Below are 26,876 nucleotides of genomic sequence, written 5' to 3'. Positions count from 1 at the left end.
AGCACAGATTTGACAACGAATGCGAGGGTTTGTCTACACGCTGGGGACAGAGCTTCGGCTCTGTCCTTTTTCCATCTCACTATCAATCTTGGGATAAATACATCCAATTACGGTCATCAAATTCTTTCACTTCATCTGACCCTATATGACGCAGCATTCTATTAAAGAACGTGATATCATCTTCATCATCAACGGCATATAAATCCTTTTGAACATATTCTCTCGTAATGAAATTCGTTAAGTTCGTGTTATTCACAAATTCAGCAAAGTACGATTTCACAAGGGTTAAATCTTCTTCATTTAATGTTTCATCACTGATAATTGAAATATGAAATACATTCAAAATCGCTTGAATGTCTTCTTCATCCATATAACATAATGGCTCTAATTTTCTATCTTCTTCCGTAAACGGTTTTCGCGTGTCTTCAATGATGACATAACATAAAATCCTGTGATCTTTCATCACGCTAAAAATTTCTAAATCTCGTAATTTTAATGGTCTATTCAGTCTGATCATTTGTCCTCCTAGAATGTTGCTCTTGTTTCCCTCAAACCTGAAATAGACAGAGCCTCAGCCCTGTCTACTTCTCTCTTCTAGCAAAATCCACGAATCTGAAACGATCTAGCCGGTGGCGGCTTTCGGTGTATTGGAATAGACTCGTATCCTCCAAGAACACATAATTCTTCACCACCACCACATGATCAAACCCGTTCAAATCGAGATACCTCTCATCTTCTTCAGTACATGGCTCGACCACAAATTCCTTTTGAGCATAACTAATCGAGACCCCAAGTTCTCCTTCAATATACTCGTAGATCGATCCTTCACAAATGTCCTTAGACAAGACCTGCACATGTTTTTGCAAGAAGTAATCTTTGTCTAAAATGACTTCTTCTCCGCTAATATTACGAGAGCGAATGACTTCCCAAACGTCCTCCTGCCCACTGATTTTCAGCTGAGACTGAATATACTGATCTGGTTTGATTAAACCGAACTCATGAACCGTTGTTACCGTCTTGCGTCCAAGCGTTTGGGAAAGCTCTTTAAAGCTGACAAGACCCGAAACTGGGAACTGCATTTTCTCTCGATTCAGCAATACTGAGCCTTTCCCACGAATTTTTTGGATATAGCCATTTTGCACAAGGATGTTTAATGCCTTTCTCACCGTCTCACGGGATGTGTCATACATGACAGACAGCTCATGTTCTGATGGGAGGATGCCTTTATCCTGCCATTCACCTTGTTCAATTCGTCTTGCGAGCTGATCATAAATCACTCGAAACTTATTCTCTTTCATTTTCCTTCCGCCCCATTTACTAGCGTTTGGTTAAATGATAAACGATTGACTCATATGGACGCAACGTAAATCCCTTGATATCTGCCGGCACATCCTCATAATTGGACAGCAAGACTTGCCCTTCCATTTCATTGACATCCTTTGCAAGCTCATCTGGAAGTGTAAAGTCCGTCTCGCCTGCATAAAAATGGTTGATCACGAGAATCTTCTCATCTTTGCCTTCTCGGACATATGCAAACACCTTTGGATCATCTGAAAGCAGTAAAGTAAAGCTCCCATAGGTGATTACATCAAGTTCCTTACGAAGCCTGCAAAGGGCTTGATAATGATAAAAAATCGACGTCTCATCTTTTAAGGCAGCTTCTACTGAAATGCCGTTTTGAGCTGGTTCAATCCAAGGCGTACCTTTTGAGAACCCCACATTTTTTCCCGACGTCCATTGCATAGGTGTCCTTGCGTTATCTCTTGATTTAACCTGTAAAATCGCCAAAGCTTCTTCCTTTGTTTTCCCTTTTTCAAGCATGACTTCGTACATATTGAGTGATTCGATATCGCGGTATGACGAAATGTCCTCAAAGCGAGGATTCTTCATCCCAATTTCTTCACCTTGATAAATATAAGGAGTGCCTTGCATCAAATGAATGGTGGTCGCCAGCATCTTCGCTGATTGCTGATGGTACGTGCCATCATCACCGTATCTAGACACGATGCGTGGCTGATCATGGTTGCACCAAAAGAGTGCGTTCCAGCCGCCGCCCTCATGCATTTTCGTCTGCCATTCTGACAGAATTGATTTCAACTCTAGAAAATCAAATGGCGCAATGGCCCACTTTTCACCGTTAGGATAGTCAACTTTTAAATGATGAAAATTAAACGTCATATCCAGCTCCTGCCGATCAGGTCTTGTATACCGAATGCAGTCTGCAATATTCGTTGAAGACATTTCCCCCACGGTCATGCTATCGTATTTCGAAAACACTTCCTGGTTCATTTCATGCAAGAATTCATGAATTCTCGGCCCATCTGTATAGTACATACGCCCGTCACCTTGCACTGATTGCCCGGCATCATCTAAAAAGCGTTGATCCTTTGAAATGTTATTGATGACATCCAGTCTGAATCCATCGATCCCTTTTTCAAACCAAAAGTGCATGATGTCATATACTTTCCTGCGCACTTCATCATGTTCCCAATTGAGGTCTGCCTGGGTAACATCATATAAATGAAGATAATAGTCACCTGTCGCTTCATCTAATTCCCACGCTGGCCCGCCAAACTTTGACTGCCAGTCATTCGGAGGAGAGCCGTCCGCTTTCGGCTCCTTCCAAATATAATAGTCTCGATACGGGTTCTCCTTCGACTCTCGGGAGGCTTGAAACCACTCATGGAAGATAGATGTATGGTTCACAGCTAGATCCATGATGACACGAATCCCTCGTTCATGTGCTTCTTTCAGCATGTGCTCAAAATCGGCCATTGTGCCGTACATGTCATGGATTTTTGTATAATCACTAATATCATAACCGTTGTCATGCTGTGGTGACTCATACATAGGAGTCAGCCAAATACAATCCGCCCCTAGCTCTTTAATATAGTCGAGCTTTTTCGTCACACCATTGATATCACCTGTACCAGAGCCTGTTGTGTCTAAAAAGCTCTTCGGATAGATTTGATAGATCACGGCTTTTTTCCACCACGGTTCGTTTGTTTGTTGATTCAATTTCCTTCACCACCACTAGTTAAGTTCTTGTGATACATCCTTCTTCTTAAGTTTTGCATATAAAAGGGTACCAATGAATGGGACGATCAGCACAATCACCATTCCGATGGCAAATGCCCCCCAATATTTCGGAATGATCGAGAAGATTCCTGGAATGCCTCCAACGCCGACTGAACTTGCCAGTACCCCTTGTGAGGCAATAAACATACCAGCTATCCCTGAACTGATCAGGGCAAAAATAAACGGGAATCTATAGCGCAAGTTCACCCCAAACATCGCCGGTTCAGTAATCCCCAAGTAAGCAGAAATACTTGATGTCAGCGAGAGCCCTTTTTGCTTTTCATCTTTTAAGACAAACATCATCGCAAGTGCCGCTGATCCTTGAGCAATATTAGATAGTGCGAGCATTGGCCATAGGAACGTGCCGTGCAGTTTTGAGTTAATCAGCTGAATATCGACCGCTAGGAAGGTATGGTGCATGCCTGTAATGACTAACGCTGCATATAATCCGCCATATAAAAGGCCGCCAAGTGCTGCGAATTGCTGGAATACAGTGACGAGTCCAGATGTTAATACGTTTCCGATCGCAAATGTAACGGGACCAATGACGATAAATGATAAAAATCCAATGAGTAGTAATGTAATTGGTGCAACAACTAACAACTGAATACTTTCAGGTGTCCGCTTTGTAATAAATAATTCGAGCTTTGCGAGTAAATAGGAAGCGACAAGTATCGGAAGAACCTGCCCTTGGTAACCTACCTTTTGTACTTCAAGTCCAAACAAATTCCAGACAGGAATGTCACCTGTCTTTTCCGCCGCTCCATATCCCCACGCATTCAACAGATCTGGATGTACAAGCATCAGTCCAAGGACCATCCCTAAAAGTGGATTACCTCCAAACCGCTTGACAGCCGACCAGCCGATTAATGCTGGCAAAAAGGTAAAGGCAGTACCTGCAATCAAGTTGATCATATTCGCTAAATCCGCCCATGCCGGATACACATCCACAATGGATTTTTGATCAAAGAAAATATCAGGAGCTGTTAAAATATTATTAATCCCCATCAATAAACCGGCTGTCACGATAGCTGGAAGGATTGGAATGAAGATATCTGCAAGCGTTTTCACCGCGCGCTGAAGTGGGTTTAATTTCTGATCAGAGGCACGCTTGACGTCCTCTTTTGTCGCTTCGCCGATTCCCGTCTGTTTGACCATTTCGGCATAAACCCGATTCACCACTCCTTGACCAATGACCACTTGGTATTGGCCATTCGCTGAGAAAGATCCCTTCACTTCATCAATTTGTTCTAGTGCTTTCTCATCCACCTTACCTTCATCTTTTAGCACAAAACGAAGTCTTGTCACACAATGTGTGGCTTGATCAATGTTTTCTTTGCCGCCAATGGCTTTCACAATCTGATCTGCCGCTGCCTGATAATCAGCCATGCTATCCCCTCCGAGATCGTTTTTTTATAAGAAAAAAGAATCAAAACTTGTATATACATGTTCACTTCATATTTTATATTTGTATATACATGTAGTCAATAAGAAAATGTAGCGCTTTCATAAAAAAAGCTCCCTCAATGTGCTCAAAGAGGCAGCGTGTCATCATCTTTTTTTATGCTCCGTTAGTTTTTCGTAGACCCTATTCTTATAAAAGGAGGAGGCTGGTCGAGCAAACGTTTGGCGCTTGGATGTGAGTTCATCAAGGCGTTTTTGTTTTTCCTCACATACGAGAGAGAGTTTTTTTCTTTCTTCTCCATCTATACTCGTTTTCAGTAACTCTTTAACCGTCATTAGTTCTTTTTTCAAAGCTGTTTCTTCCCCGGCAAAGCCAGCATTTTTCATGATTCGATAGCCCATCCTCAGTTCTTCAGGTACATGAGCAGCATCATCCTTTGGCAGAGGTTTCCCAAAGCCTGCTAGTCCTTCAAAAGCTCCATGGTCCATCGCCTTTTTGATCCGTTCTTCTGACAATCTCTGCGCAAAATCCATGACACGTCTCCTTTCAGATCGTCTGATATTTTGGTTAAGCATAGCAAAAAAGCTGACTCTCTCACAAGAGCCAGCTTTCTCGTTATTTTTTGTCGATTTTAAAAGTAGATACCATTTGTGCCAAGTCCTCTGACATGTCAGAGAGCTGTTCAATCGCACTTGAAATTTGCTGCATGCCAGCACTTTGTTGTTCTGTTGCTGCCGCTACTTCTTGAGAGCTTGCCGCATGTTCTTCTGACACGACCGAAATTTGTTCAATCGATGTAGAAATTGTTTGATAAGCGCGTTCTACCTGCTTAATAGATTGAAGCAAATTGTTCGTTCTGCTTGCAAATTGAGACACTCCATCATAAATACCAGCGAAGTTCTGCGAGGTGCCTTTCATTTGCTCACGGCCTTCTTCCACTGCTTTACTGCTTTCCTCCACGCTTTCAAGGACACGCTGACTATTTTCCTGTGTGCCAATGACTAAGTCTGAGACCGTTTTAGCTGCATCAGCTGACTGTTCAGCTAACTTACGGACTTCATCAGCCACAACAGCAAATCCTTTTCCTTCTTCTCCTACACGTGCGGCTTCAATAGAAGCATTCAGTGCAAGCAGATTCGTTTGCGCTGAAATGTCCGTAATAATGGAGATGACACTTTCAATTTCTGTTGAATGTGATTGCAATTCTTCTGCCGCCTGCTTTGAGCTTGTCATCATGTCGTGTAACATGTTGAGATGTTCAAGCACATGCTGCACCAATTTTTGACCAGATTCTGACTGCTCTTGTACTTCTGATGAAACAGATTTCATTTCATCCACTTCTTTTGTCACGCCTTCGATTTGAGTATCGATTTCCGCAACAGATGTTGTGCAGTCTGTAATGTTTGCGACTGAATCATTGATTCCTTCACTCATATTCGTCATCGCTTCTGACACTTGTTGTGCACTTTGACTAGATTCTGTTGTCACTGTGCGAAGCTGTGAAGACATTTTCGATACTTCACTTGATGAGTTTGAGATCTTTCCAATAAGCTCTTTGATCCGTCCCTGCATTTTCTGGAAGGAAGCCGCTAATTGACCGATCTCATCTTTACTTTGAACTTCTACCATGCCAGTTAAATCACCATCTGCAATTCGATCCGCTGATTCCATTAATGAACGTGCTGGTTTTGCAATTCTTCTTCCCATGAAGAATGAGAAGAGTAATCCACCGATGAGCACAATCGCAGATGCTACTGTAATATAAATTGTCAGCTTTTTCGTTGTTGCTGGAACAACAGACGCATCTAAGTCAATTCCTAAAATCCCCGTGAGTTCACCGCCTGAATCTTTAATTGGTAAAAAGACGGATTTATGAGTCCCATACGAATCAACGTAAATGTCACTTTTGACCATTTTATCTTCAGAAAGAGCTTGTTTCATTTCATCTGAAAAGACATAATCTTGATCAAAATCATTGTCTTCCCCTGTTAGTACGATGATTCTTTCTTTGCCGCCCTTATTTGATAACACGTATAAGTTCTCAAGCGTATGATCTTTTTGTAGTTCTGTGAATTTCTTTTTGCTCTCCACATAAATAGGATCATCCTTCCCGCTAATGCTAAGGACATTTCCATCCATATTATCGATTTCTTTTTTCGCTGTATCAATATCTGTTGTTAATCGATAATCAAATTGCTTTAATAATTGGGAAGATAAATCCTGGCTAACTAAATAAAATGTTAGAACGAATAATGCAACGGTTGCGAGTAATGTTACGACAACGACTGACATGATTTTGGAGGAAATCGTAAGTCCCCCAAACTTCCTTTGTTTCGCCATTTTTTTCTACATCTCCACTCTCAATTTTAATTTAAGCCTCTACACTTTCAAGTTGTCCACAAACAGATGCAATCACATCTTTTAAATAAGATACGATATGAGGGATATGCTCCGGTAACGTATAAGGTGAAATCACAAAAAATTTACTCACACTTAGATAGAATTCTTGACCTTCTTTGGCATTGACTTGTAAAAACTTCGTTGTATCGCCAAAGAACATTTCGTCTCTTTTCTCTCCAAGCTTTTCAAAGAGGATTTTGTTCAAATCATTGTTGCGCTCAATTTCCATAGCAGTTGCTTCTCCAGACACTTCTTCCTTAAAACGAGGAGAGCCGTCTAGGTAAATTCTAAACAATGTAGCCATTCCGACATTGTCATCATTGACGACTTCTGCTTGTGGAATTTCCTGACGAAGTGCTTCTCTAAATGCAAGGTTCACCTCTAAAAATTGACCGAGCAAGCGCTGGTATCCTTCAATTCCAAACGTTAGCAGCACACTTAGCATGCTGATGGAGCTTCCCATTCTTGAGCATTCCAGTGTATAACCCGTATGGTATTCGCCGTAGCCTCTATGACCAACGTATGGTGTCTCTTGTTCTTCCAGATCTAAACGCTTTAGGTCTGCTGCGTTTTTCACTAAGAATAAACTAGATGTGTAAGGCGTTTGGCCGAGCTTTTGAAAGTCAAAGCACATCGTGTCAGCAAGAGAAAGATGCTGGAATTTCGCTTTGATTTCTTTTAGCATACGAAGAACACCGTCTGAGAATTGCAGCGGGTTTTCAGATACATCATACTCATTAAAGAAAGCAAAGAATCCACCAAGCGCCGAATCCGCATGAATATGCGGCACCTTGAGACCATACTCCTCAGCAATGGCTTCTGCCGTTTCACGTACCCCTTTTACATCATCAATTGCAATGGCATCTGTTGTTCCGGTTGTTGCCACAATATAAACGGGAATTCCGCCATTTTGGGCAACACGTTCCATTTGACAACGCAAATCTTCCATATCCATCGAATGATCTTTATTCGTCTTAATTCTGATTAAGTTGTCTGTGCCAAGCCCTGTTGCTTCCATTGACTTAAATAAGCTGTAATGTGCTGCATCAGAACAAAACGCATAAAGATTTTGCGGGACACCTTTTCGTAATGACTCCGGTGCAACTTTCGCAATTGCTAAACGAAGCCCCGAGAAAATAGCCCCTTGACCTCCCCATGTTGTGTAGCCCCCGCTCACATTTGGATCATATCCGATGAGCTTAGACATCATTGAGACCACTCTGACCTCAGCTTCTGCGCCTGCTGGTCCATACACATCCCATAGGTTGTTTCCGTTAACCAGCATAGCTGTCAGCATGCCTAGAATTCCTGGTGTACTTGCCATTGGCAAAATGTTCGTGAAGAAATACTTCGTGTGGTATGGATGATTATGTAAAAGCTTCAGTAATTCTTCATTCACAAGTTCCGCTTGTTGTCCGTTCATCGGAATTTGACTTGTTTCAGTGAGCTTTTTGTAAAAGTCCTCCTCGCGATTCTTTTCACCTTTTAGGTGAGCACGGTTCGGATCCTTCAGGTCATCGACCCCTGAAATGATCTGTTCCATTAATTTAATGAGTTCTTTCCGCTCTTCTGCATTTCCGTCCTCACTCGGAAACCAGTTCTGAACGAGGTTCTGTGCTCGTACAGTCATATACTATCAATCCTTTCAATGGAAGATTTCCTGTCACTGTCTATATCGACCCCGTTTCAAAAGTTTATAGTGTCGAACTGTTCGCTTAAGTATATTTAGATAATTTGTTCGCTCGTCAAAACGAATAAAACCCTTACACTACACATCAAAACCTTTATGTTTATGAAGCAATAAAATATATCAATATATTTTTATGAAGGAATTATTATCCAGTGATTTCATCCATTCATTCCCTCATTTTTTTTACTTAACCTGCATAAACATTAATAAACACTGGAAATTCACCTAAAAGCACCATTGTAGAAATCAAATTAATTCTTTAGACTTGTGTCTTTTTACCTGTTTTATTGATATAGCAACAGGAAAATACCAGAATTTTCTGTAAATAATAGGATGAATTTCATAAAAAGTTTTTCGAAGATCGAACATTTCCGATGTCTTCCCATTTTTAGCGCGGACAGGCTGCTTTACCGGCTCACCAGTTATGACTTTTCTATTTGTGCATTTCATGGTATATTCTAATGGTTCGTTTTCTTTCGTTCCGCCTCTTCCGTTTAACGGAGAAAAGGAGTGTTTAAATGAAAACATTTATTCAAAAAAGGGGCCTCGGCTTCTTTGTAATTGCAGCCATCTTGTTATGGCTCAAGACGTATACAGCTTATTTAATCGAATTTAAACTTGGTATATCAAATGTGCTTCAGCATATTTTGCTTTTTGTGAATCCTATTAGCTCCAGCTTGTTCTTTCTTGGCTTTGCTTTATTGTTCAAGAAAAAATGGCAGCCTGCCGCTATCATTGTGATTCACTTTTTCATGTCTTTTTTACTTTACGCAAACATCGTGTACTATCGATTCTTCAATGACTTTATCACGCTGCCTACAGTGATGCAGGCAGGAACGAATGGCGGACAATTAGGTGATAGTGCATTTTCACTCATGCGTTGGACTGATATGTTTTACTTTCTCGATACTATCATCTTGATCGTACTCGCAGTCCGCATGAAAAGACAGCAGCAAACAAGTACAGCGACTGTACCTGTTCAAAAAACAAAATCGTTTAGACTCGTTCTTGTGTCCTCTGTTCTGATTTTTGTTGTCAACTTAATCGCAGCAGAAATTGATCGCCCAGAGCTTTTATCAAGATCGTTCGACCGCAATTATTTAGTCAAATACTTGGGTGCTTATAATTTTACGGTGTTTGATGCCATTCAAAATGTGAAATCAAACAGCCAGCGTGCCCTGGCAAATTCAAGTGACGTAACAGATGTAGAGAATTATCTAAAGGCGAACAGCGCTGATCCTAACCCGGCTTATTACGGGAAAGCGAAAGGCATGAACGTTATTACGATTTCTCTTGAATCACTGCAAAACTTTGTCATTGATTACAAGGTGAATGGAAAAGAGGTCACTCCTTTCCTAAATTCATTAGCCCATGACAACAAAACGTTTTATTTTGATAACTTCTTCCATCAAACAGGACAAGGAAAGACATCTGATGCGGAATTTATGATGGATACGGGGCTTTTCCCATTATCACAAGGCTCTGTGTTTATTAACAAAGCTCAAAACACATATCAGGCGCTTCCTGGCATTTTGAAAAAGGACCAATACACGTCCGCTGAATTCCACGGGAATACGAAAACGTTCTGGAACCGAAATGAAATGTTTAAGTCCTTTGGATATGACAGATTTTACGATTCTGAGTACTACGATATGAATGAACAAGATACGAAGAACTATGGATTGAAAGACAAACCGTTCTTCAAAGAATCCATGCCAATGCTTGAAAATCTGAAACAGCCGTTTTATTCAAAATTCATTACGCTGTCAAACCACTTCCCATTTGGTATGGATGAAGGTGATACTGATTTTGAACCTGGCGACTTCGGAGACTCCGTCGTTGATAACTACTTCCAATCTGCTCATTATTTAGATGAAGCCATTGAACAGTTCTTTAATGACTTGAAGAAATCTGGTCTCTATGACAATACCGTCGTCATTATGTACGGTGACCACTACGGCATTTCAGAAAACCATAATGAAGCGATGGAAAAAGTGACTGGCGAAAAAATTGGAGACTATGAAAATGCCCAGCTTATGCGTGTGCCGCTCTTTATCCATGTGCCAGGCGTAAAAGGCGGACAGATTCATAAATACTCTGGTGAAGTCGATGTTGCGCCTACCCTTCTCCACCTGCTCGGAGATGATACGAAGAACTATTTAATGTCTGGTTCTGATATCTTATCGAAGAACTTTAAAGAGCTTGTGCCATTTAGAAATGGAGACTTCGTGTCGAAGGACTACACGAAAGTAGGCAACAACTATTACAGCAACAAAACAGGTGAAAAAATCGAGCCGACTGAAAAGGCATCACAAGAAAACGAAACGGTGAAAAAGATGTTAGAGACATCTGATAAGATTGTCACGGAAGATTTACTCCGTTTCTACAAACCTAAAGGCTTTACACCAATTGAGCGCAATGATTATGACTACACAAAGAAAGTACAGGATGAAAAAGATTCCTCTTCCGCCAAAGATGAATCCAGCTCGTCTTCCAAATAACTTTCTCATTTAAGGCCCCAGCCGATCCAAGATCAGCTGGGGCTTTTTACGTTTGATCCACATGGCACCGGGTATAGTTGAAGAAGGAGGGATTGATTAATCATGAAAAAAACAGCAGCTTTTGTCGTGACCGCTTCACTCGCTTCTTCCACCTTATTCGGTTTTAGCCCGGCGATTTCAGCGCACACCATGACCCAAACGCAGACAGAACAGTCCATTCCTCAAGGGCCGAAAGCAGCGCTAAACAGCATTTATCAGCTAGCACATCAAGGACAAATGCCATACTATGCAGAAGGACTCAAAATAGGGGTTCAAACAAAAAAAGACGTTCGGCATAAACTAGGACAGCCTTATCCAGAAACGGGTCAAAGCGGCTTTGATTTGTATCATGCTGAGATGGGCAACCCTGGATTTGCTTTTCACTATGACAAAAAAGGCAAGATTAACGAAATCCGTTATTTTGGAACAAATGTAGAAAAAGAAACGAATATCGGAGGAATGACTCCTTCCCTATTAAAGAAACAGCTTAGATCAGCAGATTCAGTCAGCACCATCCCGCAAACAAAAGAGAAGAAATACGTTTATCAGACCGGTGATTATGAGCTCGAATTTATCGTCGGACATGATCCAGATATCAGTCAGCACGAGCTGACTGTGGTGCATATTAACCTCATCAAAGCCGGTTCCTAAATAAAAAGCATCCTGAATTTTTGCTCAGGATGCTTTTCTTTATTATGATGCCACTTCTAAATGCGGCTTTCTTTTCAGTTTTCGCTTAAGGACTGGACCTGCTACATAATCAAGACCAAATTTTCCGGCATTTCCTTTCGCTGCTATGATAAAGACGGCGATCAGAAGAAGAAGCGGGTTAACAGAGACGGTTCCAGCTAGTAAGAAAGAGACATTCATCACGCTTCCAAAAAAGGCTGCTGTTGTTGTGAACAATCCAACAATTAGTCCTAGACCAACTAAGATTTCTCCCCACATGACCATGACACTGAAGAGTCCGGCATTTGGCAACGCGACATTTTCTAAAAACCAGACATAGAACGGATAAACAAGATGTCCATCTTTCACAACAGGTTCAGCTATGGCAAATTGCAAATATCCTGATGCATCGAATCCGCCTGTTAGTTTTCCAATACCAGATGTCAGCCAAGTCCATCCGATATAAAGTCTTGCTGCCAAAAGGATAACCGCTGCCCATACATTCGTTTGTAAGAATTTTGTAAACATGATGATGCCTCCTTTTAAATTATGTGAAATATTTCACATTTTCTTTATGATCTTATTATACTATGTGAAATATCATTTGTGATCCTTTTCACATATATATTCACAAATTGTTCACGAATATCTAGTTGAGGTAAACTTTTCCCTTGTTATCACCGTCTAAGTTATTTCAGACAGTGAAAAGGGGTTACATTTTGTATGAAAACATTATTTCATTTTGCTTATTTACAGGCCATCTCTTGTCTATTTCCTGTCATGATCTTTACGGTGCTTGCCCTATCAAAGGTCGTGTCTATTCCTTTTCTTCATCGATATGATTTTATTCTTCTGCTTTGCCTTATGGCACAGCTTCTAATGCTGATGCTACGGCTTGAGACGCTGACAGAGTTGAAGGTTATTTGTCTCTTCCATGTGATTGGAATAGGCTTAGAAATCTACAAAGTACATATGGGTTCATGGTCCTATCCTGAAGAAGCTTATACGAAAATATTTGGGGTTCCGCTCTATAGCGGTTTTATGTATGCGAGCGTGGCAAGCTATATTTATCAGGCACTGACTCGGCTTCACGTGAAGGTGAAAGCATGGCCTCAGCCGTATCTTTCGATTGGGATCAGTTTATGTATTTACCTCAATTTCTTTACTCATCACTGGATCTATGATTTACGCTGGTGGCTGACATTACTCCTAGTGGTTGTGTTTCGAAAAACAACCGTGTCCTTTCAGGTCGGTTCATCGACCTTTCGTATGCCGCTTGTTATCTCGTTTTTGCTGATTGGCTTTTTTATTTGGGTGGCCGAAAATGTCACGACCTTTTTAGGAGCATGGCAATATCCAAATCAGCAGCATGCTTGGTCTCTCGTCCATCTTGGTAAAATCAGTTCATGGTTTTTACTTGTTGTCATCAGCATTGTACTGGTGATCGAACAGCGAAAACAAAAAAACGTTCAGCCCATTTGATCTGGCTGAACGCTTTTTTTAGTCCCGAGCGACTTCCTTGCGAAGATCATCGGCTACAAATTCGACATTTGTTCCAATGATGATTTGTACGGAAGTTTTTCCTGACGTCAGTACCCCTTTGGCACCTGCTTTTTTCAATGTACCTTCATTTAATAAATTGGTATCTTCTACTGTTAAACGAAGACGGGTCGCACAATGGTCAATTGTGGTGATATTGTCTTTGCCGCCTAGTCCCTCTACGAGCATACTTGCTCCGGCAGTATGTGTATCATCACCTGGAATATCTTCGATGTCATCATCTTCCCTGCCCGGTGTTTTTAGCTTTAACAATTTAATCAGGAAATAGAAAACAACAAAGTAAATCACGCCATAGATGACCCCAACCACAAGTAACAGAATGGGCTTTTGCGCAATTCCAAAACTTAAAACGTAATCAATCGCACCGGCTGAAAAAGCGAAACCGCTATGAATGCCTAAGGTGTTGACAATAAAGAGCGAAAGACCAGTTAATATCGCATGAACACCATATAAAAGTGGAGATAAAAACATAAATGAGAATTCAATTGGTTCTGTGATTCCTGTAATAAATGACGTCAGTGCCATTCCAATCATAAGACCGGCTGTTGCTTTTCGTTTTTCAGGCTTTGCGGTCACAACCATCGCGAGACATGCCGCCGGCAGCCCGAACATCATCACTGGGAAGAAACCAGTCATAAAGACACCTGCACTTGGATCGCCTTTGAAGAACCGTGCTAAATCACCTGTCGCTCCGCTGAATTCACCGAATTGAAACCAAAATAGATTATTCAGCACATGGTGAAGTCCTAATGGAATGAGCAAGCGGTTAAAGAAGCCAAACAGCCCGGCACCCGTTGCTCCAAGACTTAAAATCCACTCTCCCAAATCATTGATCACACTTTGAATTGGAGGCCATACATATCCAAAAACGGCTGCTAATAGAATGGTAAAAAGTGCTGTCATAATTGGCACAAGCCGTCTTCCACTAAAGAAACCTAAGTATTCCGGCAGTTTCGTGTCCTTAAATTTATTGTAAACGTAACCTGCCAAAAGTCCGCACAAAATACCACCCAATACCCCCATATTGTTGGTCGAATTGATCGACGTGGTACCAGCTGACAAAATAAAATAAGAGATCGCTCCAGATAACGCCGCTGCCCCGTTACCGTCCTTTGAAATACCAATCGCTACACCCATAGCAAAAATTAAAGCCAAATTCGCAAAAATTGCATTTCCTGCTGCATGAATAAACGGGATGTTGAATACATCTTCTCGCCCAATAGCCAAAATGATACCCGCTGCAGGAAGCACAGCGATTGGAAGCATAAATGATTTTCCTAACTTTTGAAAAAACTGAAACACCATCTTATTTCTCCCCCCTTCGTCATCATCATGAACAAATCTCTCATGATGTTCATAAAAAATATATCATATGCACATCTAGTTATCTATACCAATTTGTCCACATCTCACCCGAATCTCACCCTTTACTCTTTTGGCGTAAAATGTGGTAAGCTATTGAATAGAATGAAGTTATAGAAAGCGGGAATGAACAGTGATTGTCAAACATGATCATGAGTTAGAAGCCTTAAAAAAAGTCGGCCGAATTGTCGCTTTGGCAAGAGAAGAAATGAAAAGCCAAGCGAAACCAGGCATGTCTACAAAAGAATTAGATTTGATTGGGAAAAAAATATTAGAAGAGCATGGAGCCAATTCAGCTCCTGAAAAAGAATATGATTTCCCCGGTACGACTTGCATCAGTGTCAATGATGAAGTCGCACATGGCATTCCAAGTGAAAAAACCATTTTACAAGAGGGCGACCTCATTAATATTGATATCTCAGCAGAGCTTGATGGATATTATTCCGATACTGGGATTTCATTCGTTTTAGGTACAGGAGATGCTCGTCTTGAAGCATTATGCCAGTGTGCAGAGGATGCATTCCTTGAAGGATTAAAGCACGCGAAAGCCGGTAAAAGACAAAATCAAATTGGCCGTGCGGTCTACAATACAGCGAAAGAACAAGGATTTACCGTCATTAAGAACTTGACAGGACACGGTATTGGGAAAAGCCTGCATGAAGCACCTAACCATATTTTGAACTATTATGATCCATTCGATAATGCTTTGTTTAAGAATGGGACAGTCATCGCCTTTGAACCTTTCATTTCAACAAATGCTGAATCGATATATCAAGCGGATGACGGCTGGACATTTAAAACACCTGATAAGAGCCTGGTCGCACAGATTGAACATACGATTGTGATCACAAAAGACGAACCGATTATTTTAACAAAGCTGTAAGCAAGCGGGTCCCTTCCTTCACTGGAGGGGATTTTTTCATGCCCGTTTCACGAATCTGTCACGACTAAACAAAAATGCCTGTGGTAAAATAGGCAAAGATATGCGAAAGGGGTCTTATTTGATATGTGGTTCATCATCATCGGTGTTATCTTCTTTATTGAAAGTATTATTTTAACGGTTGTAGGTATTAAGAAAAAACAATCCATGATGACCTACCTCGGTATTGTCATCATGATTATGACAGTCGGCATGATCATTGTTACCCTCAACCCGCCAAATTCATAAATAATTATTTCCAGCATATACATGGATCATAGGCAGATAGAATCAGTTTTCATTTCTAAACACCTGCACACTTTTCACGTCCTTTTTTGAGATGTTACAATGCAGGCAGTTTCCATTGAAAGGAGTTTTCTATCATGCATTATGGTAGCAAAGGCTGGTATGTCGAAGAATTAAAGAAGCTTGGTGTGACCAAGCATGAAGGAAGAAAGCTTCAAAGCTTTAAAACTTATTTCCTTGCAAATCTTCTTGAGCAAAAGAAAACGAGCTCTTAAATGTTGAAAAGCCGTACATCCATATCAGATGTACGGCTTTTTTATATGGGCTGAACACGTTTTTCTAAAGACTTCCTGACCACATCTGCTAAGGCATCTACGTCAAGAACTGCTTTCAGCCTGTTTTGATCTACTTGACGGTATTTAACTTCATTGACTTCGTGGACAGTGATGGGATGGGGCGCTTTTTCGACTAACACAAGAGCTTCATCAGGAGAGACCATTCCTTCTTTCAGCACACGCAAATAAAAACCGGTATATCCCGTTTGCTGCACTTCCTTCACAAGCTTCATGTTTCCATGCTTAAGAGAGAGCTTCACACACGGCTGTCTTGGCTGACTGACCTCAACAATCGCTTCCCCAAACTGAAATACATCTCCAATACGGACTTCTGTCTCTACAAGCTGATGCACGGTCACGTTCTCACCGAAAGCTGCCTCCTGTAACGACACTCCTAAAAATTGCTCAAAATAAGTATAGTGATCATATGGAAAGACGCAAATGGCTTTATCATCACCTCCGTGATGGACCAAATCACCCTGACCATCTCCATCAAAATTGAGCTTACTCAAATAAACAGGCTCGTGAATACGCTTTTTGTTGATGGCTGTTTTGATTTCTTTACCATTCACATAGGTGGTGATAGGTTGTCCTACTTGAATTCCTTCAATGTCGTACCTTGTCTGCCCCACTCTTGCCATCTCCTTTGATTGTCTGATTGTTTTTATTTTACATGGTTTGACAGTCAAATCATAGTCGGTACGTGAAGGAACGAGGCAGGTTATGGTACGATGAGAAAAAAGGAGAGATGACATTGGTTCATTATCACGCTATTGTAAAAGGACGAGTGCAAGGAGTCGGTTTTCGATATTTTGTTCAAGGAGAGGCCGTCAATCGAGGGATAAAAGGCTGGGTACGCAACACAGATGAGGGTCACGTGGAGTTAAAAGTAGAAGGAGAGCAGCAGGAGGTTTTTGACTTTTTAGAGACCGTGCGTAAAGGTAGTCCATTTTCAAAAGTCACACATTTGGACATGGAGCCGCTCACCAAGTTCGCCCATTATCAAGACTTTCGGATTAGAGGATAGTTGATGTGTATCCTTTATTTCACAACAGTAAATGGGTTTGCAACATAATAACCAATCAAGGTTGTACGTGAAACATCTTTGTAGAGACTCACATGAACATCATAGTTGGCTGATCCACTGTTAGGAAGTAATAAACGAGTAGGTGCTGCGAAAGCGTTTTGTCCAGAGATAGACTTTTCGTGTGTAAAGACTGGTGTCACTGGGAAAGTAAGTTTTCGAATAGCAGCTGTATAATAAAGTGTTTCATTTGTTGTTGCGGTCATGTTGACGTTGACCTGAGGATGAAGCGAAGTATAAGTTGAACGATCGGTTGTCACCTTTAAATCGATGTCATTCTGAACCATTGTTCCAGTAGTTGCTTTAGCTCTCTCATCACCTAGCGGTAGAAATCCGTTGAAACCGAATACAGCCAAAAATATGAGCAACGTCATTTTTTTCATCTATATTCCCCCTTTTTGATTCCACCGACATTAAACCATCATTTTCCAAATCAAACAACATTCAAAAGACTCATTTCATACAAAAAAACCTAGCTTTTCGCTAGGCTCTTTCCGTCCCGTGGTAGGGTTTTTCCTGATAAAAATAATTCGGTTTCACGATCGTATTGTCATAGTGACGATGGAAGATATGCGTAGCAGCTGGTGATACTGGCGGAATCAGCCATGTCCAATCACCAGTCAGCTTACGGTCAGCCTTTTCTTCCTGTTTTTCAAATTGTTTGAACTGATGGGCAGCTGTATGATGATCCACAATGGTCACCCCTGCTTCCCGGTAAGAATGAAGAACCGCCACATTCAACTCGACAATGGCTTTGTCCTTCCAAAGTGACGCATTCTTTGTCGTGTCCAGTCCTAAAATAGAAGCGACTTTCTTCAGCATATTGTAGCGGTTTTCGTCAGCTAGATTTCGTGCGCCAATTTCTGTTCCCATATACCATCCATTAAACGGTGCCGCATTGTAATGAATGCCACCAATTTCTAATTTCATATCAGCAATAATCGGAACAGCATACCATTTCAGTCCTAAATCACCGAATCCATCATATTCAGGATGGGTGATCTCTACCTCTTGAACGATCTCTTTCGGAAGATCATACAGAACCGGCGGCTGATCTTTTAGCTGAAACATAAGTGGCAGAAGGTCAAAATGCGTGCCTTCGCCTTTCCAGCCATGCGCTTCACACAACTTGGTTAATTCAAGTGATGCCTCGTCCCCAATGATGCCATATTCCGACTCATATCCCGCATAACGAACGAGCTGATGATTATAAATAACGACTTCCTTCCGCCCCTTATTCTCTGGTGGGAAGATGGTAATGGACGGTTTGATTTTACCCCCATTTGTCGCATACTCAATATGATGAAAGAGTGCCTCTTTCACCTCATCTTCTGTTGTCACATGCCGGCAGTCATGCACATGCAGTGTTGACCAAAACAAGCGCCCAATGCACCGGTTGCTGTTGCGCCATGCCATTTTTGCCCCGTGAGCTAATTCTTCCTGCGTATGAGTATACATCCCGTCAGACTCAATTTCTTTTTTTATTTCATGCAGACGTGCTGCTTTTTCTTCATTTGACTTGCCTAATTCTTCATAGCATACAGAAATAAAAGCTTCTGCTTCATTCCACAACGCTTCTTGGTTACTCAAACATACTCGCCTCACTTTAATACGAATATATCCATTGTAGCGGTTTCTATTGATAAATTCACTTGTTTCAAACCATTTTTTATCATAACGTGCGACGATTGTCCTTAGACAATGGATGAATCAATGACTTCAAGGGTCTTTTGGAGCCAGCGAACATACCCTTTTTCCCTTTCAATTGCTCTTGTCAGCACTAAATAATGCCCGAATTGTGTTGAATGCAGTGATTGGGCAGATGGATCTTCTTCTGTTAAAACGTTCAGTTTCTGTTCAAGCATCTCTACTTTCTTTGTTCGCTCCTGCAGCTGATGTGAGAAGAGACCGGCCGCTTCTTTTTGATCCATAGATGAGATAAAGAACGTTTTTAACATAAATTCATCTTTTGTTGTGTCTGGAATCGGGCCTTTTTTCCTTAACCACTCATGCAGTTCTCTTTTTCCTGCATCAGTGATTTGATAGACCTTCTTCTCTAGCTTCTTTCCTTGTATGTGAATATCAAATTCAATAAAACCCTCTTCTGTTAGCCGCTTTAATTCAGGGTATATTTGACTATGCTTCGCACTCCAAAACTGTCCAAGGGAATCTTCAAAGTGTTTCTTCATATCGTATCCCGTCAGCTCACGCTGATCTAGTAAGCCAAGAATGGCATATTTCAGTACTCTCATGACATGCCTCCAACGCATATTCTTTGACAATAGTATACCATACACCCTAAAATAAATATGTAAATTATGACATGTTTGAAACAACATCATTTTAATTGAAAGAAGGAATAAACATGGATCAATTCGTTGGACTTCATATGATTTATACGTATGAAAATGGCTGGGAATATGAGATTTACATTAAAAATGATCACACCATTGATTACCGCATTCATAGCGGAATGGTTGGAGGCCGCTGGGTTCGTGATCAAGAAGTGAATATTGTGAAACTGACAAAAGGGGTATACAAAGTTTCCTGGACGGAACCGACTGGGACAGACGTGTCTTTGAACTTTATGCCTGAAGAGAAACGTATGCATGGCGTCATTTTCTTCCCAAAATGGGTGCATGAACGTCCAGATATCACCGTTTGCTATCAAAATGACTATATCGACCTCATGAAAGAATCCCGTGAAAAATATGAAACCTATCCGAAGTATGTCGTACCAGAATTCGCAGACATTACGTACATCCACCATGCTGGGGTAAACGATGAAACGATTATCGCAGAAGCGCCGTATGAAGGCATGACCGATGAGATCAGAGCTGGACGAAAATAGAAAAAGCGGCACGCACTGTGCCGCTTCTAGGGTGGTTGACAAAGGGCTAAAATGAACTTGATTTTAGTCCTTTTTATTTATACCTAACGTCTTTTGAGATAACAAGAATCGGTAAACTGGTAGTTCATCGCCTACTTTCGATGCAATAAAACCTGATGACATATAGCTGTCTTTTGATTCTGGTTCAAGGGCAAGTGACAACAAATTGGTCTCTGGCTGTGCAGTCACATATACCTTTGTTCCTTTTGGTAGCTGACGTTTCTTTTCAACGAGTCTCGTTTCAAGCTGAATATCTGTTTTGCTTGTTTCCACTCGTTTTGTCACCTCATAGGCTTGAACTGGCACTTTCATGCCAACTGGCAAAGTCACACTTTTCAGTCCTAAAGCTCTAAGTTTTCGATCTACCCCTTCATGTCCAGGGAGAATGAGATAAGCTGTTGGCCGTTCTCTTGTCAATACAGGAACCGCATCACTTGCACTATGAAAACGCACTGGGACATTGGTGGTTTGTCCTTTCTCAATATCCACCATTTCAAGTGAATCGTTCACAGGCGCCTTGAAAGCATCTTGAATGACTACTTGATCATCATCGTTTGATTGAAGACCTTTTTTCACAAGTTTCAGCCGCTCCGTCACCATTTGCTGCTTCACCTGCTTAGCATGCTTCACTGTTGTCTCAATGATTTTTTCATGAGTGGTGACTTGTGCTGCCACACGCCGAGTAAAGTCCTCTCTGCCAATTCCAATCCCCCTACTTTCTACAAGAAATGATAAAGCTGGTGAAAGCGCCAGGGCATTTCGGCCAATTCGTGCATCGGTTCCGCCTTCATAAAGGTCGATCTTTCCGTCCTTCCCTCTTGTGTTTGTATAATATAAATCGTTGGAAAATCCCTTATTCGTCAATGCTTCACGCACTCCGTTGACGTACAATTCATTTGACGTTAATCGAATGCTTTCAGGAATGTTTAAATTCTTACCGGATAATATCAGCAAATCGTGATACTTGAGAGCACCTGATGCACCGATGTCTTCGAACTGCTTTTGACCGACATCATATTCATGGGCATCGATGACGACCTCGGGTGCAAAGCGATTAAATTCTTGATGAAGGGCTGTCAGCTCTGGAGATTCTAATGTCATGTGGTCACGGTTGCCATCCATTCCGTTTGCAAGCCTGCGGTCAAATGCATAAGAACCATCTGGGTTGATTCTTGGGACAATGATGACGTTGACATGGCTCAGTATACGCTCTCCTTCATCACCTGCTAGTCGTTTGGCGATGACAAGGGCAGATTCACCGGAGGCTGGTTCATTTCCGTGTATTTGTGCTTGAAGCCAGATCGTTGGCTTTTTTGACAGTGGAGAGATGTGGCGATCCTTTGTAAAATAGAGGGCTGGAATGGACCTGCCTTCAATGGATGTTCCAATCTGTTTCTGCGTGGCGTAAGGACTTTTACTGACAATGTCACGTAAAAAATCTTGAAGCTCTTCTTGTGTGGTAAATGCTTTTCCTTTTTTCTGAAAAGCAGGGGTATCAAACGTTTCGTCAGGCTCAGGATACAGTTTTTGAACCGAGGCTGGCTGCTCATAGCTTTTTCCATAATAAGGGGTCTCTGCATTCGCTGAAGCTGGGGTCACCATCGACAAACTTCCTGCCATGAGGCATACAGCAGCAAAAAGAATGGTACTTTTCTGTTTGGACATGCTATCCTCTCCCTTCGTTGATTTGCATTATAAAGAAAAAAACAGCAAAAGTGTCAGCATTTTTCAAAAATATATCTTTTGGAGGAATCATGTATGGCTTTATATAGGGCAAATGAATGGAGCTTGCCCTGCAATAGGACCTAAAAAAGAGCGCCTGCATAAGCAGCAGACACTCTTCTCATTACCAGATCGAAATGGCCCCAATGAGAACCGCCATCACCGTCATGGCGACGACTGCAAGAACCGCCCATTTCATGCCAAATTTCTGATGCTGATCTAGTGATACCCCAACGAGTCCAACAAGTAAATGAGTCGATGGAACAAGTGGGCTTAACATATGAATCGGCTGACCAATGATAGATGCTCTCGCAATCTCAATTTTATCGACACCGTATGCTGCCGCTGTTTCTGATAGGATCGGCAGTACCCCATAAAAGTATGCATCATTCGGCATAAAGAAAGTGAAGATCCCGCTTGTTAGCGCGACAATGACTGGAATAAACCCGCCAAGCTGCTCTGGAATAGCTGAAACAATCGAAATCGCCATTTCATCAACCATTTTCGTCCCAGTTAAGATGCCTGTAAAAACACCTGCCGCAAAAATCATCGAAGCAATCGCCAAAACATTTGTTGAATGAGCCGCAATCCGCTCACGCTGCTGCTCTAAATTCGGATAGTTCACGATAATGGCAACACAGAAGGCAAGAACAAACAGAACCGTTAAGCTTACTTTTCCTGACACTAGCAAGAGAACCAATAGCAAAGTCAGTGTCAGGTTAAACCACCAAAGTTTCGGTCGCTTAATATCATCTTGCAGTGCCGCTGCCATTTCATTTGCATGAATCGGCTGTTCGAGCTCAATAACACCAAGACGTTTTCTTTCAGACTTCCCAAGAAAGTATGCCACCACAATCATGCTCAAAACCCCTGCGCCAATGACTGGAATCATCGGGCCAAATAAAAGTGATGGATCAACGCCAAGTGCACTTGCCGCTCTAGGTGTTGCCCCTCCCCATGGAATCGTATTCATAATCCCCATGCCGACTCCGGCGATACCCGCTAAAATAATCGGACGAATGCCAAGCAGTGTAAATAACGGAAGCATCGCTGTTGTTGTAATCATGTACGTTGTGGTTCCATCACCGTCAAGTGCGACAAGCATCGTCAGGACAGCTGTTCCGACAACAATTTTTAATGGATCGCCTTTGACGATGTTTAAAATTTTTGCCACCATCGGATCAAATAAACCTGCATCAATCATAATCCCGAAGTACAAAATGGCAAACATGATCATGACCGCCGTTGGTGCAACTTGCTGTACACCTTTGACAATCATGTCTGAAATTTCTGTAAAATGAAAACCTGCAATAAGAGCAAATGCAATCGGTGTTAATACCAATGCCGTTAGAACAGACATACGTTTCGTCATAATTAAAACCATAAATACAACCATCATAAGAAATCCTAAGATCGCTAACATTTTGTTCACCCCTTATGTTGTATACGCTTTCATTAAATGTTGGTATCCCATTTCCAACCCTTTCTGTCATGATATCTGACGCCTGAATTGAAGTAAATATTATGAATTTTAATTCTTTTTTGGTCGATAAATGCTTTTTGTTCATTTTGTGCAATTGTGTTGTTTGTTGGTTCCATGAAAAAAAGCGGTCTTATTTGACCGCTTTTTCTCCTTGTATAAATTGCTCATATCGCCTTAATTGATCTTCCATAAAGACCTTTGCTTCTTTACTGTTCATATAGCGGCCTGTCCAGCCTTTTTGTTTTAACTGATTTTTCCATGACTTCGTTTGCGTCATTTTTTGAAGAAGCTGATCCCATGCTCGAATGTCGTGCTGATTCATTTGCTTTGGTCCCATCACACCACGCCAATGAGAGAAGATGAGCGGAATCCCCTGTTCCTTCCAAGTGGGCACGTCTTTGAATCCTTCTAAACGCTGATTCGTTGTGGTCGCAACAAGCTTCAGTCTTTTCTTTTCATAATCATGGCGAACCTCCGTAAAGGTCGTAGTTGCCGCATCTACCTCATGGTCAATGAGCGCTTGGAATAAATCATCTGCACTATCAAATTTTAAAAACTGAATGCGGTACGGATCAATTCCTGCCATTTCGGCAGCCCGTGCAAATGAGATTTGATCATCATTTCCAAAGTCCGGGGCAAACCCAATTTTTAAGGAATCTGGTTTCTTTTTTAATGCGTGTAATAGCTCCTTTCCATTTGAGAAAGGAGAATCAACTGGCACTGCGACTACCTGCCACTCTTCCGCAAGAATAGCAAGCGGGGTGACATCATTCATGGTCACGTTACTGCTGCCCAGCAAATTACGGCTTAATAATAAGCTTGAATTTAAACTAATATAATTGGCATCTCGCTCCATCATATAGGTCCATCCTTTATCAACCGTTCCGCCTCTTTGATAAAGAATATGCACAGGCTCCTTCACCAGCTTTTCTTGTTCTAGTACGGTTTTCATCACTTGAGCTGTTTGGTCAAATCCGCCATCAGGTACACCTGATACCACAATATATAATGGGCTGTGCTCCAGAAAAGAATCTTTTGCTGTTTTTTCATTAAAGGTGAGCGTTGTACAAAGGCAGACCAAAATGAGTAAGAGTATTCCTTTTTTCATTTTTATGACTCCGTTTGTTTTTTGGCGGGATAATATTTTCGTTCTGGTCTACCAATGATTCCATACGCCAGCTCTGCCCGGCATTCTCCCGTTGTCACAAGATACTCTACGTATCGTCTTGCTGTTGTACGTGATGCGCCCATTTTTTCTCCGAGTTCTTCCGCTGTAATTCCGTTCATCTCTGCTGCCATGAATGTTTTCACTTTGTCCAAAGTCAGTGAATTAATGCCTGTTGGCAAGTCTCGCTCATCCTTTTGCTGCGATTCTTCCTGTATTTGACCAAAAAACAGATCAATCATCGTTTGATTGACTTCCTCTTTTGAATTGATTAACTCTCTCTTCTCTTTATATTCGGTTAAAACCTGCGTGAATTTTTGGGCGGTCACTGGTTTGATTAAATAATGAACGACTCCATAATGCAATGCGTCTCTTAACAGCATCGTTTCCGTTGCAGCCGTGATAATGATCACATCCACTTCAGGATGGCGCTCTCTTAACAGCGGCAAAAGGTTCGTACCGAGCTCATCAGGCATGTAGACATCAAGTAAAATGAGATCCACTTGTTCTTTTTGAAGTGCCTCCCACAGATCCTTTGCACTCTTTGCCTTGCCGGCCACTTGAAAGCCTTGTACCTTTTGTATATAAGATTCATGAATCGCAGCGATTCGAAAATCATCTTCCGCAATGAGTACCTTTATCACAACCTATTCCCCCTTTGTGCCTTTCGGTATGTAAACAGTGAAGATGGCACCGCCTTCTTTTTGGTTCGCAACTTCAATCCAGCCCCCAAGTTCATCTAGCACTTCTTTGACATTGGCAAGTCCATAACCTCGCCCTTCTCCCTTTGATGAATGTCCTCTTGTGAAAAGTTGTGAAATGGCTCCTTCATCTACACCGTCCCCTGAATCAGATACCTCTATGATAATATCAAATCCAATATCTGTGATGAACAAGCTGACTTCTCTTTTCTCTTTATTCAATACAGCCTCAAACGCATTGTCTACGAGATTGCCAATGATGGTAATAAAGTGAGATAAACTTAAATGGGCTGGGAGCGGCTCCAATGAACTATTTTCATCAATGTGAAAATGAACCTTTTTCTCAGATGCCTTTCCTAACTTCCCAAGTAAAATGGCTTGTATCTTCGGAGAGCGAATTTGCTTCATGAGTAAATCATGCTGGCGATTTTGAAGTGTATACTCTTCTTTAATTAACTCAATGGCTTCATCCACTTGTTTCAACTCAAGCAAGCCTAAAATAGCGTACAGCTTATTCGAAAATTCGTGTGTTTGTGCTCTAAGGTCTTCTGAATATTGACTGACCTCTGTCAATGTATCCAGCAGCTTTGTCAGCTCGGTTTTCTCCCTGAAGCTCACAATTCCTCCAAATACTCGATTGTCCTGCACCACTTTTTTGACATTTAGCACGAAGGTTTTATCATTGACGACTGATTCTATGTTAGGTTCAATCATCTCTACCTTTAGATAGGAAAGAAGATTGGCATTTGGCAACACTTGATCAATATGAAGAGGCAGCGTTGAAGAGACGCGCAGCATCTGTTCAGCTGACGTATTCATCATCGTAATGGCACCTTTACGGTCAAATGCAATGATTCCCTCTTTAATCGCATGCAGCATCGCTTCTCTTTCTCGATATAATGAAGCAATTTCATGCGGTTCAAGCCCTAATATATCTTTTCGAATACTCCTTGTTAAAAAAATCGCTCCAAAAACCCCAGGCAAGAGCACAAGAAGGGCAATATAACTTAATTTGAATAGTTGATGAGCTGTCGCTTGATCGATATCTCTTTTTAAAAATTCGACACTGACTGTCCCAATAATCTCTTCATAACTGCCAGTTTCTTTCATGATCGGAGCACTTCCTCTGACAACGGTTTCACCATCAGAATCACCCGTTGATATGGAGGTTCCTCCAAATAGCAGTGTACTTCTTCCTTCCGACACACTGATGGTTTTCCCTACATCCTCATGATTCGTATGAAAAAGAACCTTTCCTTTTTGATTGGTGATGAAAATGGCATGTGCTCTTACTTGCTCCTTCATTTGCTCAAGCACAGCCTGTTCTTCATTTTGCGAATCTCCCGTGGCCACCGATGTTTTAATAGGCGGCATATAAGATATCGTTCTAGCAGTTTGCACCGCCAGCTGTTCAGCTTGGCTCTGCCTTTCTGATGTCTGCAAAAAACCAAAACAAATGGTCAATAAGGCAATAACAACAAGTAAAAGACCAATAATTAACCCCAAAATTTTTGTTTGTAAAGTGACTTTCCTTTTGCCCATCCTCACCGCCACAACCCCTAATTCAGTAGATTCACCCGAATAGACTCTAAGAAAATCATATCATTTTTTCTCATGAAGTTAAGAG

The 26,876-nt window shown here is 41.4% G+C and carries 26 protein-coding genes; 8 read left to right on the top strand and 18 right to left on the bottom strand.

Translation table 11 applies throughout. The features are described from left to right. Positions 1–82 precede the first annotated feature (82 nt). The 7 genes from NST24_RS03930 to NST24_RS03900 form a co-directional block, all read right to left on the bottom strand. Positions 83–517: a terpene synthase gene (locus NST24_RS03930; protein WP_268431497.1), complete on the bottom strand. Its 435-nt coding sequence runs from the start codon at positions 515–517 to the stop codon at positions 83–85. A 64-nt stretch (positions 518–581) separates the two neighbouring features. Then, a complete protein-coding gene (gene treR, locus NST24_RS03925) occupies positions 582–1,298 on the bottom strand; it encodes a trehalose operon repressor (protein ID WP_007496585.1) in 717 nt (238 codons plus the stop codon). A gap of 19 nt (positions 1,299–1,317) precedes the next feature. Then, the gene (gene treC, locus NST24_RS03920; protein WP_342462358.1) at positions 1,318–3,018 is read right to left on the bottom strand and encodes an alpha,alpha-phosphotrehalase; all 1,701 of its coding nucleotides are present in this window, start codon (positions 3,016–3,018) and stop codon (positions 1,318–1,320) included. Between the two features lie 15 nt (positions 3,019–3,033). Continuing rightward, complete coding sequence (gene treP / locus NST24_RS03915; RefSeq protein WP_017358785.1) at positions 3,034–4,467, bottom strand: PTS system trehalose-specific EIIBC component; 1,434 nt, start codon at positions 4,465–4,467, stop codon at positions 3,034–3,036. Between the two features lie 162 nt (positions 4,468–4,629). Next, positions 4,630–5,016 carry a DUF1992 domain-containing protein gene (locus tag NST24_RS03910; RefSeq protein WP_008341761.1) on the bottom strand — a complete coding sequence of 129 codons (387 nt, stop codon included), beginning with the start codon at positions 5,014–5,016 and terminating at the stop codon, positions 4,630–4,632. Positions 5,017–5,098: 82 nt separating this feature from the next. After that, entirely contained in the window at positions 5,099–6,823 is a 1,725-nt protein-coding gene (locus NST24_RS03905; RefSeq protein ID WP_342462357.1) for a methyl-accepting chemotaxis protein, read from the bottom strand. 31 nt (positions 6,824–6,854) lie between these two features. Further along, positions 6,855–8,513 carry a pyridoxal-dependent decarboxylase gene (locus NST24_RS03900; protein WP_342462356.1) on the bottom strand — a complete coding sequence of 553 codons (1,659 nt, stop codon included), beginning with the start codon at positions 8,511–8,513 and terminating at the stop codon, positions 6,855–6,857. 578 nt (positions 8,514–9,091) lie between these two features. On the opposite strand from NST24_RS03900, the gene NST24_RS03895 reads away from it, so the two are divergent. Together NST24_RS03895 and NST24_RS03890 are read left to right on the top strand one after the other, a co-directional pair. Continuing rightward, positions 9,092–11,074 (top strand): LTA synthase family protein, encoded by a 1,983-nt coding sequence (locus NST24_RS03895; protein ID WP_017358781.1) that lies wholly within the window; start codon positions 9,092–9,094, stop codon positions 11,072–11,074. A gap of 102 nt (positions 11,075–11,176) precedes the next feature. Further along, positions 11,177–11,764 carry a YjgB family protein gene (locus NST24_RS03890; protein ID WP_342462355.1) on the top strand — a complete coding sequence of 196 codons (588 nt, stop codon included), beginning with the start codon at positions 11,177–11,179 and terminating at the stop codon, positions 11,762–11,764. Positions 11,765–11,806: 42 nt separating this feature from the next. Here NST24_RS03890 and NST24_RS03885 read toward each other — a convergent pair whose 3' ends face one another. Then, positions 11,807–12,310 (bottom strand): DoxX family protein, encoded by a 504-nt coding sequence (locus NST24_RS03885; RefSeq protein WP_017366814.1) that lies wholly within the window; start codon positions 12,308–12,310, stop codon positions 11,807–11,809. Positions 12,311–12,505: 195 nt separating this feature from the next. On the opposite strand from NST24_RS03885, the gene NST24_RS03880 reads away from it, so the two are divergent. Beyond that, the gene (locus NST24_RS03880; protein WP_342462354.1) at positions 12,506–13,264 is read left to right on the top strand and encodes a DUF817 domain-containing protein; all 759 of its coding nucleotides are present in this window, start codon (positions 12,506–12,508) and stop codon (positions 13,262–13,264) included. A gap of 18 nt (positions 13,265–13,282) precedes the next feature. On the opposite strand, the gene nagE is transcribed toward NST24_RS03880, so the two are convergent. Next, positions 13,283–14,647 carry an N-acetylglucosamine-specific PTS transporter subunit IIBC gene (gene nagE, locus NST24_RS03875; protein ID WP_065459989.1) on the bottom strand — a complete coding sequence of 455 codons (1,365 nt, stop codon included), beginning with the start codon at positions 14,645–14,647 and terminating at the stop codon, positions 13,283–13,285. Between the two features lie 190 nt (positions 14,648–14,837). On the opposite strand from nagE, the gene map reads away from it, so the two are divergent. From map to NST24_RS03860, 3 genes are all read left to right on the top strand, one after another. Next, complete coding sequence (map, locus tag NST24_RS03870; RefSeq protein ID WP_008341769.1) at positions 14,838–15,587, top strand: type I methionyl aminopeptidase; 750 nt, start codon at positions 14,838–14,840, stop codon at positions 15,585–15,587. A gap of 123 nt (positions 15,588–15,710) precedes the next feature. Further along, a complete protein-coding gene (locus NST24_RS03865; protein ID WP_008341770.1) occupies positions 15,711–15,872 on the top strand; it encodes a hypothetical protein in 162 nt (53 codons plus the stop codon). A gap of 134 nt (positions 15,873–16,006) precedes the next feature. Continuing rightward, entirely contained in the window at positions 16,007–16,144 is a 138-nt protein-coding gene (locus NST24_RS03860; RefSeq protein WP_008341771.1) for a YflJ family protein, read from the top strand. Positions 16,145–16,185: 41 nt separating this feature from the next. On the opposite strand, the gene NST24_RS03855 is transcribed toward NST24_RS03860, so the two are convergent. After that, positions 16,186–16,836 (bottom strand): MOSC domain-containing protein, encoded by a 651-nt coding sequence (locus tag NST24_RS03855; protein ID WP_017358777.1) that lies wholly within the window; start codon positions 16,834–16,836, stop codon positions 16,186–16,188. Positions 16,837–16,958: 122 nt separating this feature from the next. Between NST24_RS03855 and NST24_RS03850 the strand changes: the two genes are divergently transcribed. After that, the gene (locus NST24_RS03850) at positions 16,959–17,231 is read left to right on the top strand and encodes an acylphosphatase (protein WP_039962563.1); all 273 of its coding nucleotides are present in this window, start codon (positions 16,959–16,961) and stop codon (positions 17,229–17,231) included. Between the two features lie 14 nt (positions 17,232–17,245). On the opposite strand, the gene NST24_RS03845 is transcribed toward NST24_RS03850, so the two are convergent. The 3 genes from NST24_RS03845 to NST24_RS03835 form a co-directional block, all read right to left on the bottom strand. Further along, positions 17,246–17,671, bottom strand: a complete 426-nt coding sequence (locus NST24_RS03845; protein WP_342462353.1) for a hypothetical protein — start codon at positions 17,669–17,671, stop codon at positions 17,246–17,248. A 100-nt stretch (positions 17,672–17,771) separates the two neighbouring features. Then, complete coding sequence (locus NST24_RS03840; protein WP_024719345.1) at positions 17,772–18,878, bottom strand: nitric oxide synthase oxygenase; 1,107 nt, start codon at positions 18,876–18,878, stop codon at positions 17,772–17,774. 104 nt (positions 18,879–18,982) lie between these two features. Next, the gene (locus NST24_RS03835; RefSeq protein WP_039168079.1) at positions 18,983–19,540 is read right to left on the bottom strand and encodes a PadR family transcriptional regulator; all 558 of its coding nucleotides are present in this window, start codon (positions 19,538–19,540) and stop codon (positions 18,983–18,985) included. A gap of 113 nt (positions 19,541–19,653) precedes the next feature. On the opposite strand from NST24_RS03835, the gene NST24_RS03830 reads away from it, so the two are divergent. Next, positions 19,654–20,139, top strand: a complete 486-nt coding sequence (locus NST24_RS03830) for a phenolic acid decarboxylase (protein WP_008341777.1) — start codon at positions 19,654–19,656, stop codon at positions 20,137–20,139. A 63-nt stretch (positions 20,140–20,202) separates the two neighbouring features. Here NST24_RS03830 and NST24_RS03825 read toward each other — a convergent pair whose 3' ends face one another. The 5 genes from NST24_RS03825 to NST24_RS03805 all read right to left on the bottom strand — a co-directional run bounded on the left by NST24_RS03825 (position 20,203) and on the right by NST24_RS03805 (position 26,791). Beyond that, positions 20,203–21,843, bottom strand: coding sequence for a M14 family metallocarboxypeptidase (locus tag NST24_RS03825; protein WP_342462352.1), 1,641 nt, complete (start codon positions 21,841–21,843; stop codon positions 20,203–20,205). Positions 21,844–22,024: 181 nt separating this feature from the next. Next, on the bottom strand, positions 22,025–23,323 hold the full coding sequence (locus tag NST24_RS03820; RefSeq protein WP_024719341.1) for a citrate:proton symporter: 1,299 nt from the start codon (positions 23,321–23,323) through the stop codon (positions 22,025–22,027). Positions 23,324–23,513: 190 nt separating this feature from the next. Continuing rightward, a complete protein-coding gene (locus NST24_RS03815) occupies positions 23,514–24,491 on the bottom strand; it encodes a tripartite tricarboxylate transporter substrate-binding protein (RefSeq protein ID WP_342462351.1) in 978 nt (325 codons plus the stop codon). Between the two features lie 2 nt (positions 24,492–24,493). Then, positions 24,494–25,192 (bottom strand): response regulator, encoded by a 699-nt coding sequence (locus NST24_RS03810; RefSeq protein ID WP_025206910.1) that lies wholly within the window; start codon positions 25,190–25,192, stop codon positions 24,494–24,496. Between the two features lie 3 nt (positions 25,193–25,195). Further along, positions 25,196–26,791, bottom strand: a complete 1,596-nt coding sequence (locus NST24_RS03805) for a sensor histidine kinase (protein WP_212361153.1) — start codon at positions 26,789–26,791, stop codon at positions 25,196–25,198. Positions 26,792–26,876 lie beyond the last annotated feature (85 nt).

Source organism: Bacillus sp. FSL R5-0286, from assembly GCF_038593245.1.
GTDB classification, from domain to species: Bacteria; Bacillota; Bacilli; order Bacillales; family Bacillaceae; genus Bacillus; species Bacillus altitudinis.
The sequence above is the reverse complement of the archived record's forward strand: the minus strand, read 5'-3'. Positions and strand labels throughout refer to the sequence as shown.

What these genes read in the sequence shown, in the direction of transcription:
- NST24_RS03930 (WP_268431497.1), bottom strand. Translation starts at nt 517, where the DNA reads ATGATCAGACTGAATAGACCATTAAAATTACGAGATTTAGAAATTTTT.
- treR (WP_007496585.1), bottom strand. Translation starts at nt 1,298, where the DNA reads ATGAAAGAGAATAAGTTTCGAGTGATTTATGATCAGCTCGCAAGACGA.
- treP (WP_017358785.1), bottom strand. Translation starts at nt 4,467, where the DNA reads ATGGCTGATTATCAGGCAGCGGCAGATCAGATTGTGAAAGCCATTGGC.
- NST24_RS03910 (WP_008341761.1), bottom strand. Translation starts at nt 5,016, where the DNA reads ATGGATTTTGCGCAGAGATTGTCAGAAGAACGGATCAAAAAGGCGATG.
- NST24_RS03905 (WP_342462357.1), bottom strand. Translation starts at nt 6,823, where the DNA reads ATGGCGAAACAAAGGAAGTTTGGGGGACTTACGATTTCCTCCAAAATC.
- NST24_RS03900 (WP_342462356.1), bottom strand. Translation starts at nt 8,513, where the DNA reads ATGACTGTACGAGCACAGAACCTCGTTCAGAACTGGTTTCCGAGTGAG.
- NST24_RS03895 (WP_017358781.1), top strand. Translation starts at nt 9,092, where the DNA reads ATGAAAACATTTATTCAAAAAAGGGGCCTCGGCTTCTTTGTAATTGCA.
- NST24_RS03890 (WP_342462355.1), top strand. Translation starts at nt 11,177, where the DNA reads ATGAAAAAAACAGCAGCTTTTGTCGTGACCGCTTCACTCGCTTCTTCC.
- NST24_RS03885 (WP_017366814.1), bottom strand. Translation starts at nt 12,310, where the DNA reads ATGTTTACAAAATTCTTACAAACGAATGTATGGGCAGCGGTTATCCTT.
- NST24_RS03880 (WP_342462354.1), top strand. Translation starts at nt 12,506, where the DNA reads ATGAAAACATTATTTCATTTTGCTTATTTACAGGCCATCTCTTGTCTA.
- nagE (WP_065459989.1), bottom strand. Translation starts at nt 14,647, where the DNA reads ATGGTGTTTCAGTTTTTTCAAAAGTTAGGAAAATCATTTATGCTTCCA.
- NST24_RS03865 (WP_008341770.1), top strand. Translation starts at nt 15,711, where the DNA reads ATGTGGTTCATCATCATCGGTGTTATCTTCTTTATTGAAAGTATTATT.
- NST24_RS03860 (WP_008341771.1), top strand. Translation starts at nt 16,007, where the DNA reads ATGCATTATGGTAGCAAAGGCTGGTATGTCGAAGAATTAAAGAAGCTT.
- NST24_RS03845 (WP_342462353.1), bottom strand. Translation starts at nt 17,671, where the DNA reads ATGAAAAAAATGACGTTGCTCATATTTTTGGCTGTATTCGGTTTCAAC.
- NST24_RS03835 (WP_039168079.1), bottom strand. Translation starts at nt 19,540, where the DNA reads ATGAGAGTACTGAAATATGCCATTCTTGGCTTACTAGATCAGCGTGAG.
- NST24_RS03830 (WP_008341777.1), top strand. Translation starts at nt 19,654, where the DNA reads ATGGATCAATTCGTTGGACTTCATATGATTTATACGTATGAAAATGGC.
- NST24_RS03825 (WP_342462352.1), bottom strand. Translation starts at nt 21,843, where the DNA reads ATGTCCAAACAGAAAAGTACCATTCTTTTTGCTGCTGTATGCCTCATG.
- NST24_RS03820 (WP_024719341.1), bottom strand. Translation starts at nt 23,323, where the DNA reads ATGTTAGCGATCTTAGGATTTCTTATGATGGTTGTATTTATGGTTTTA.
- NST24_RS03815 (WP_342462351.1), bottom strand. Translation starts at nt 24,491, where the DNA reads ATGAAAAAAGGAATACTCTTACTCATTTTGGTCTGCCTTTGTACAACG.
- NST24_RS03805 (WP_212361153.1), bottom strand. Translation starts at nt 26,791, where the DNA reads ATGGGCAAAAGGAAAGTCACTTTACAAACAAAAATTTTGGGGTTAATT.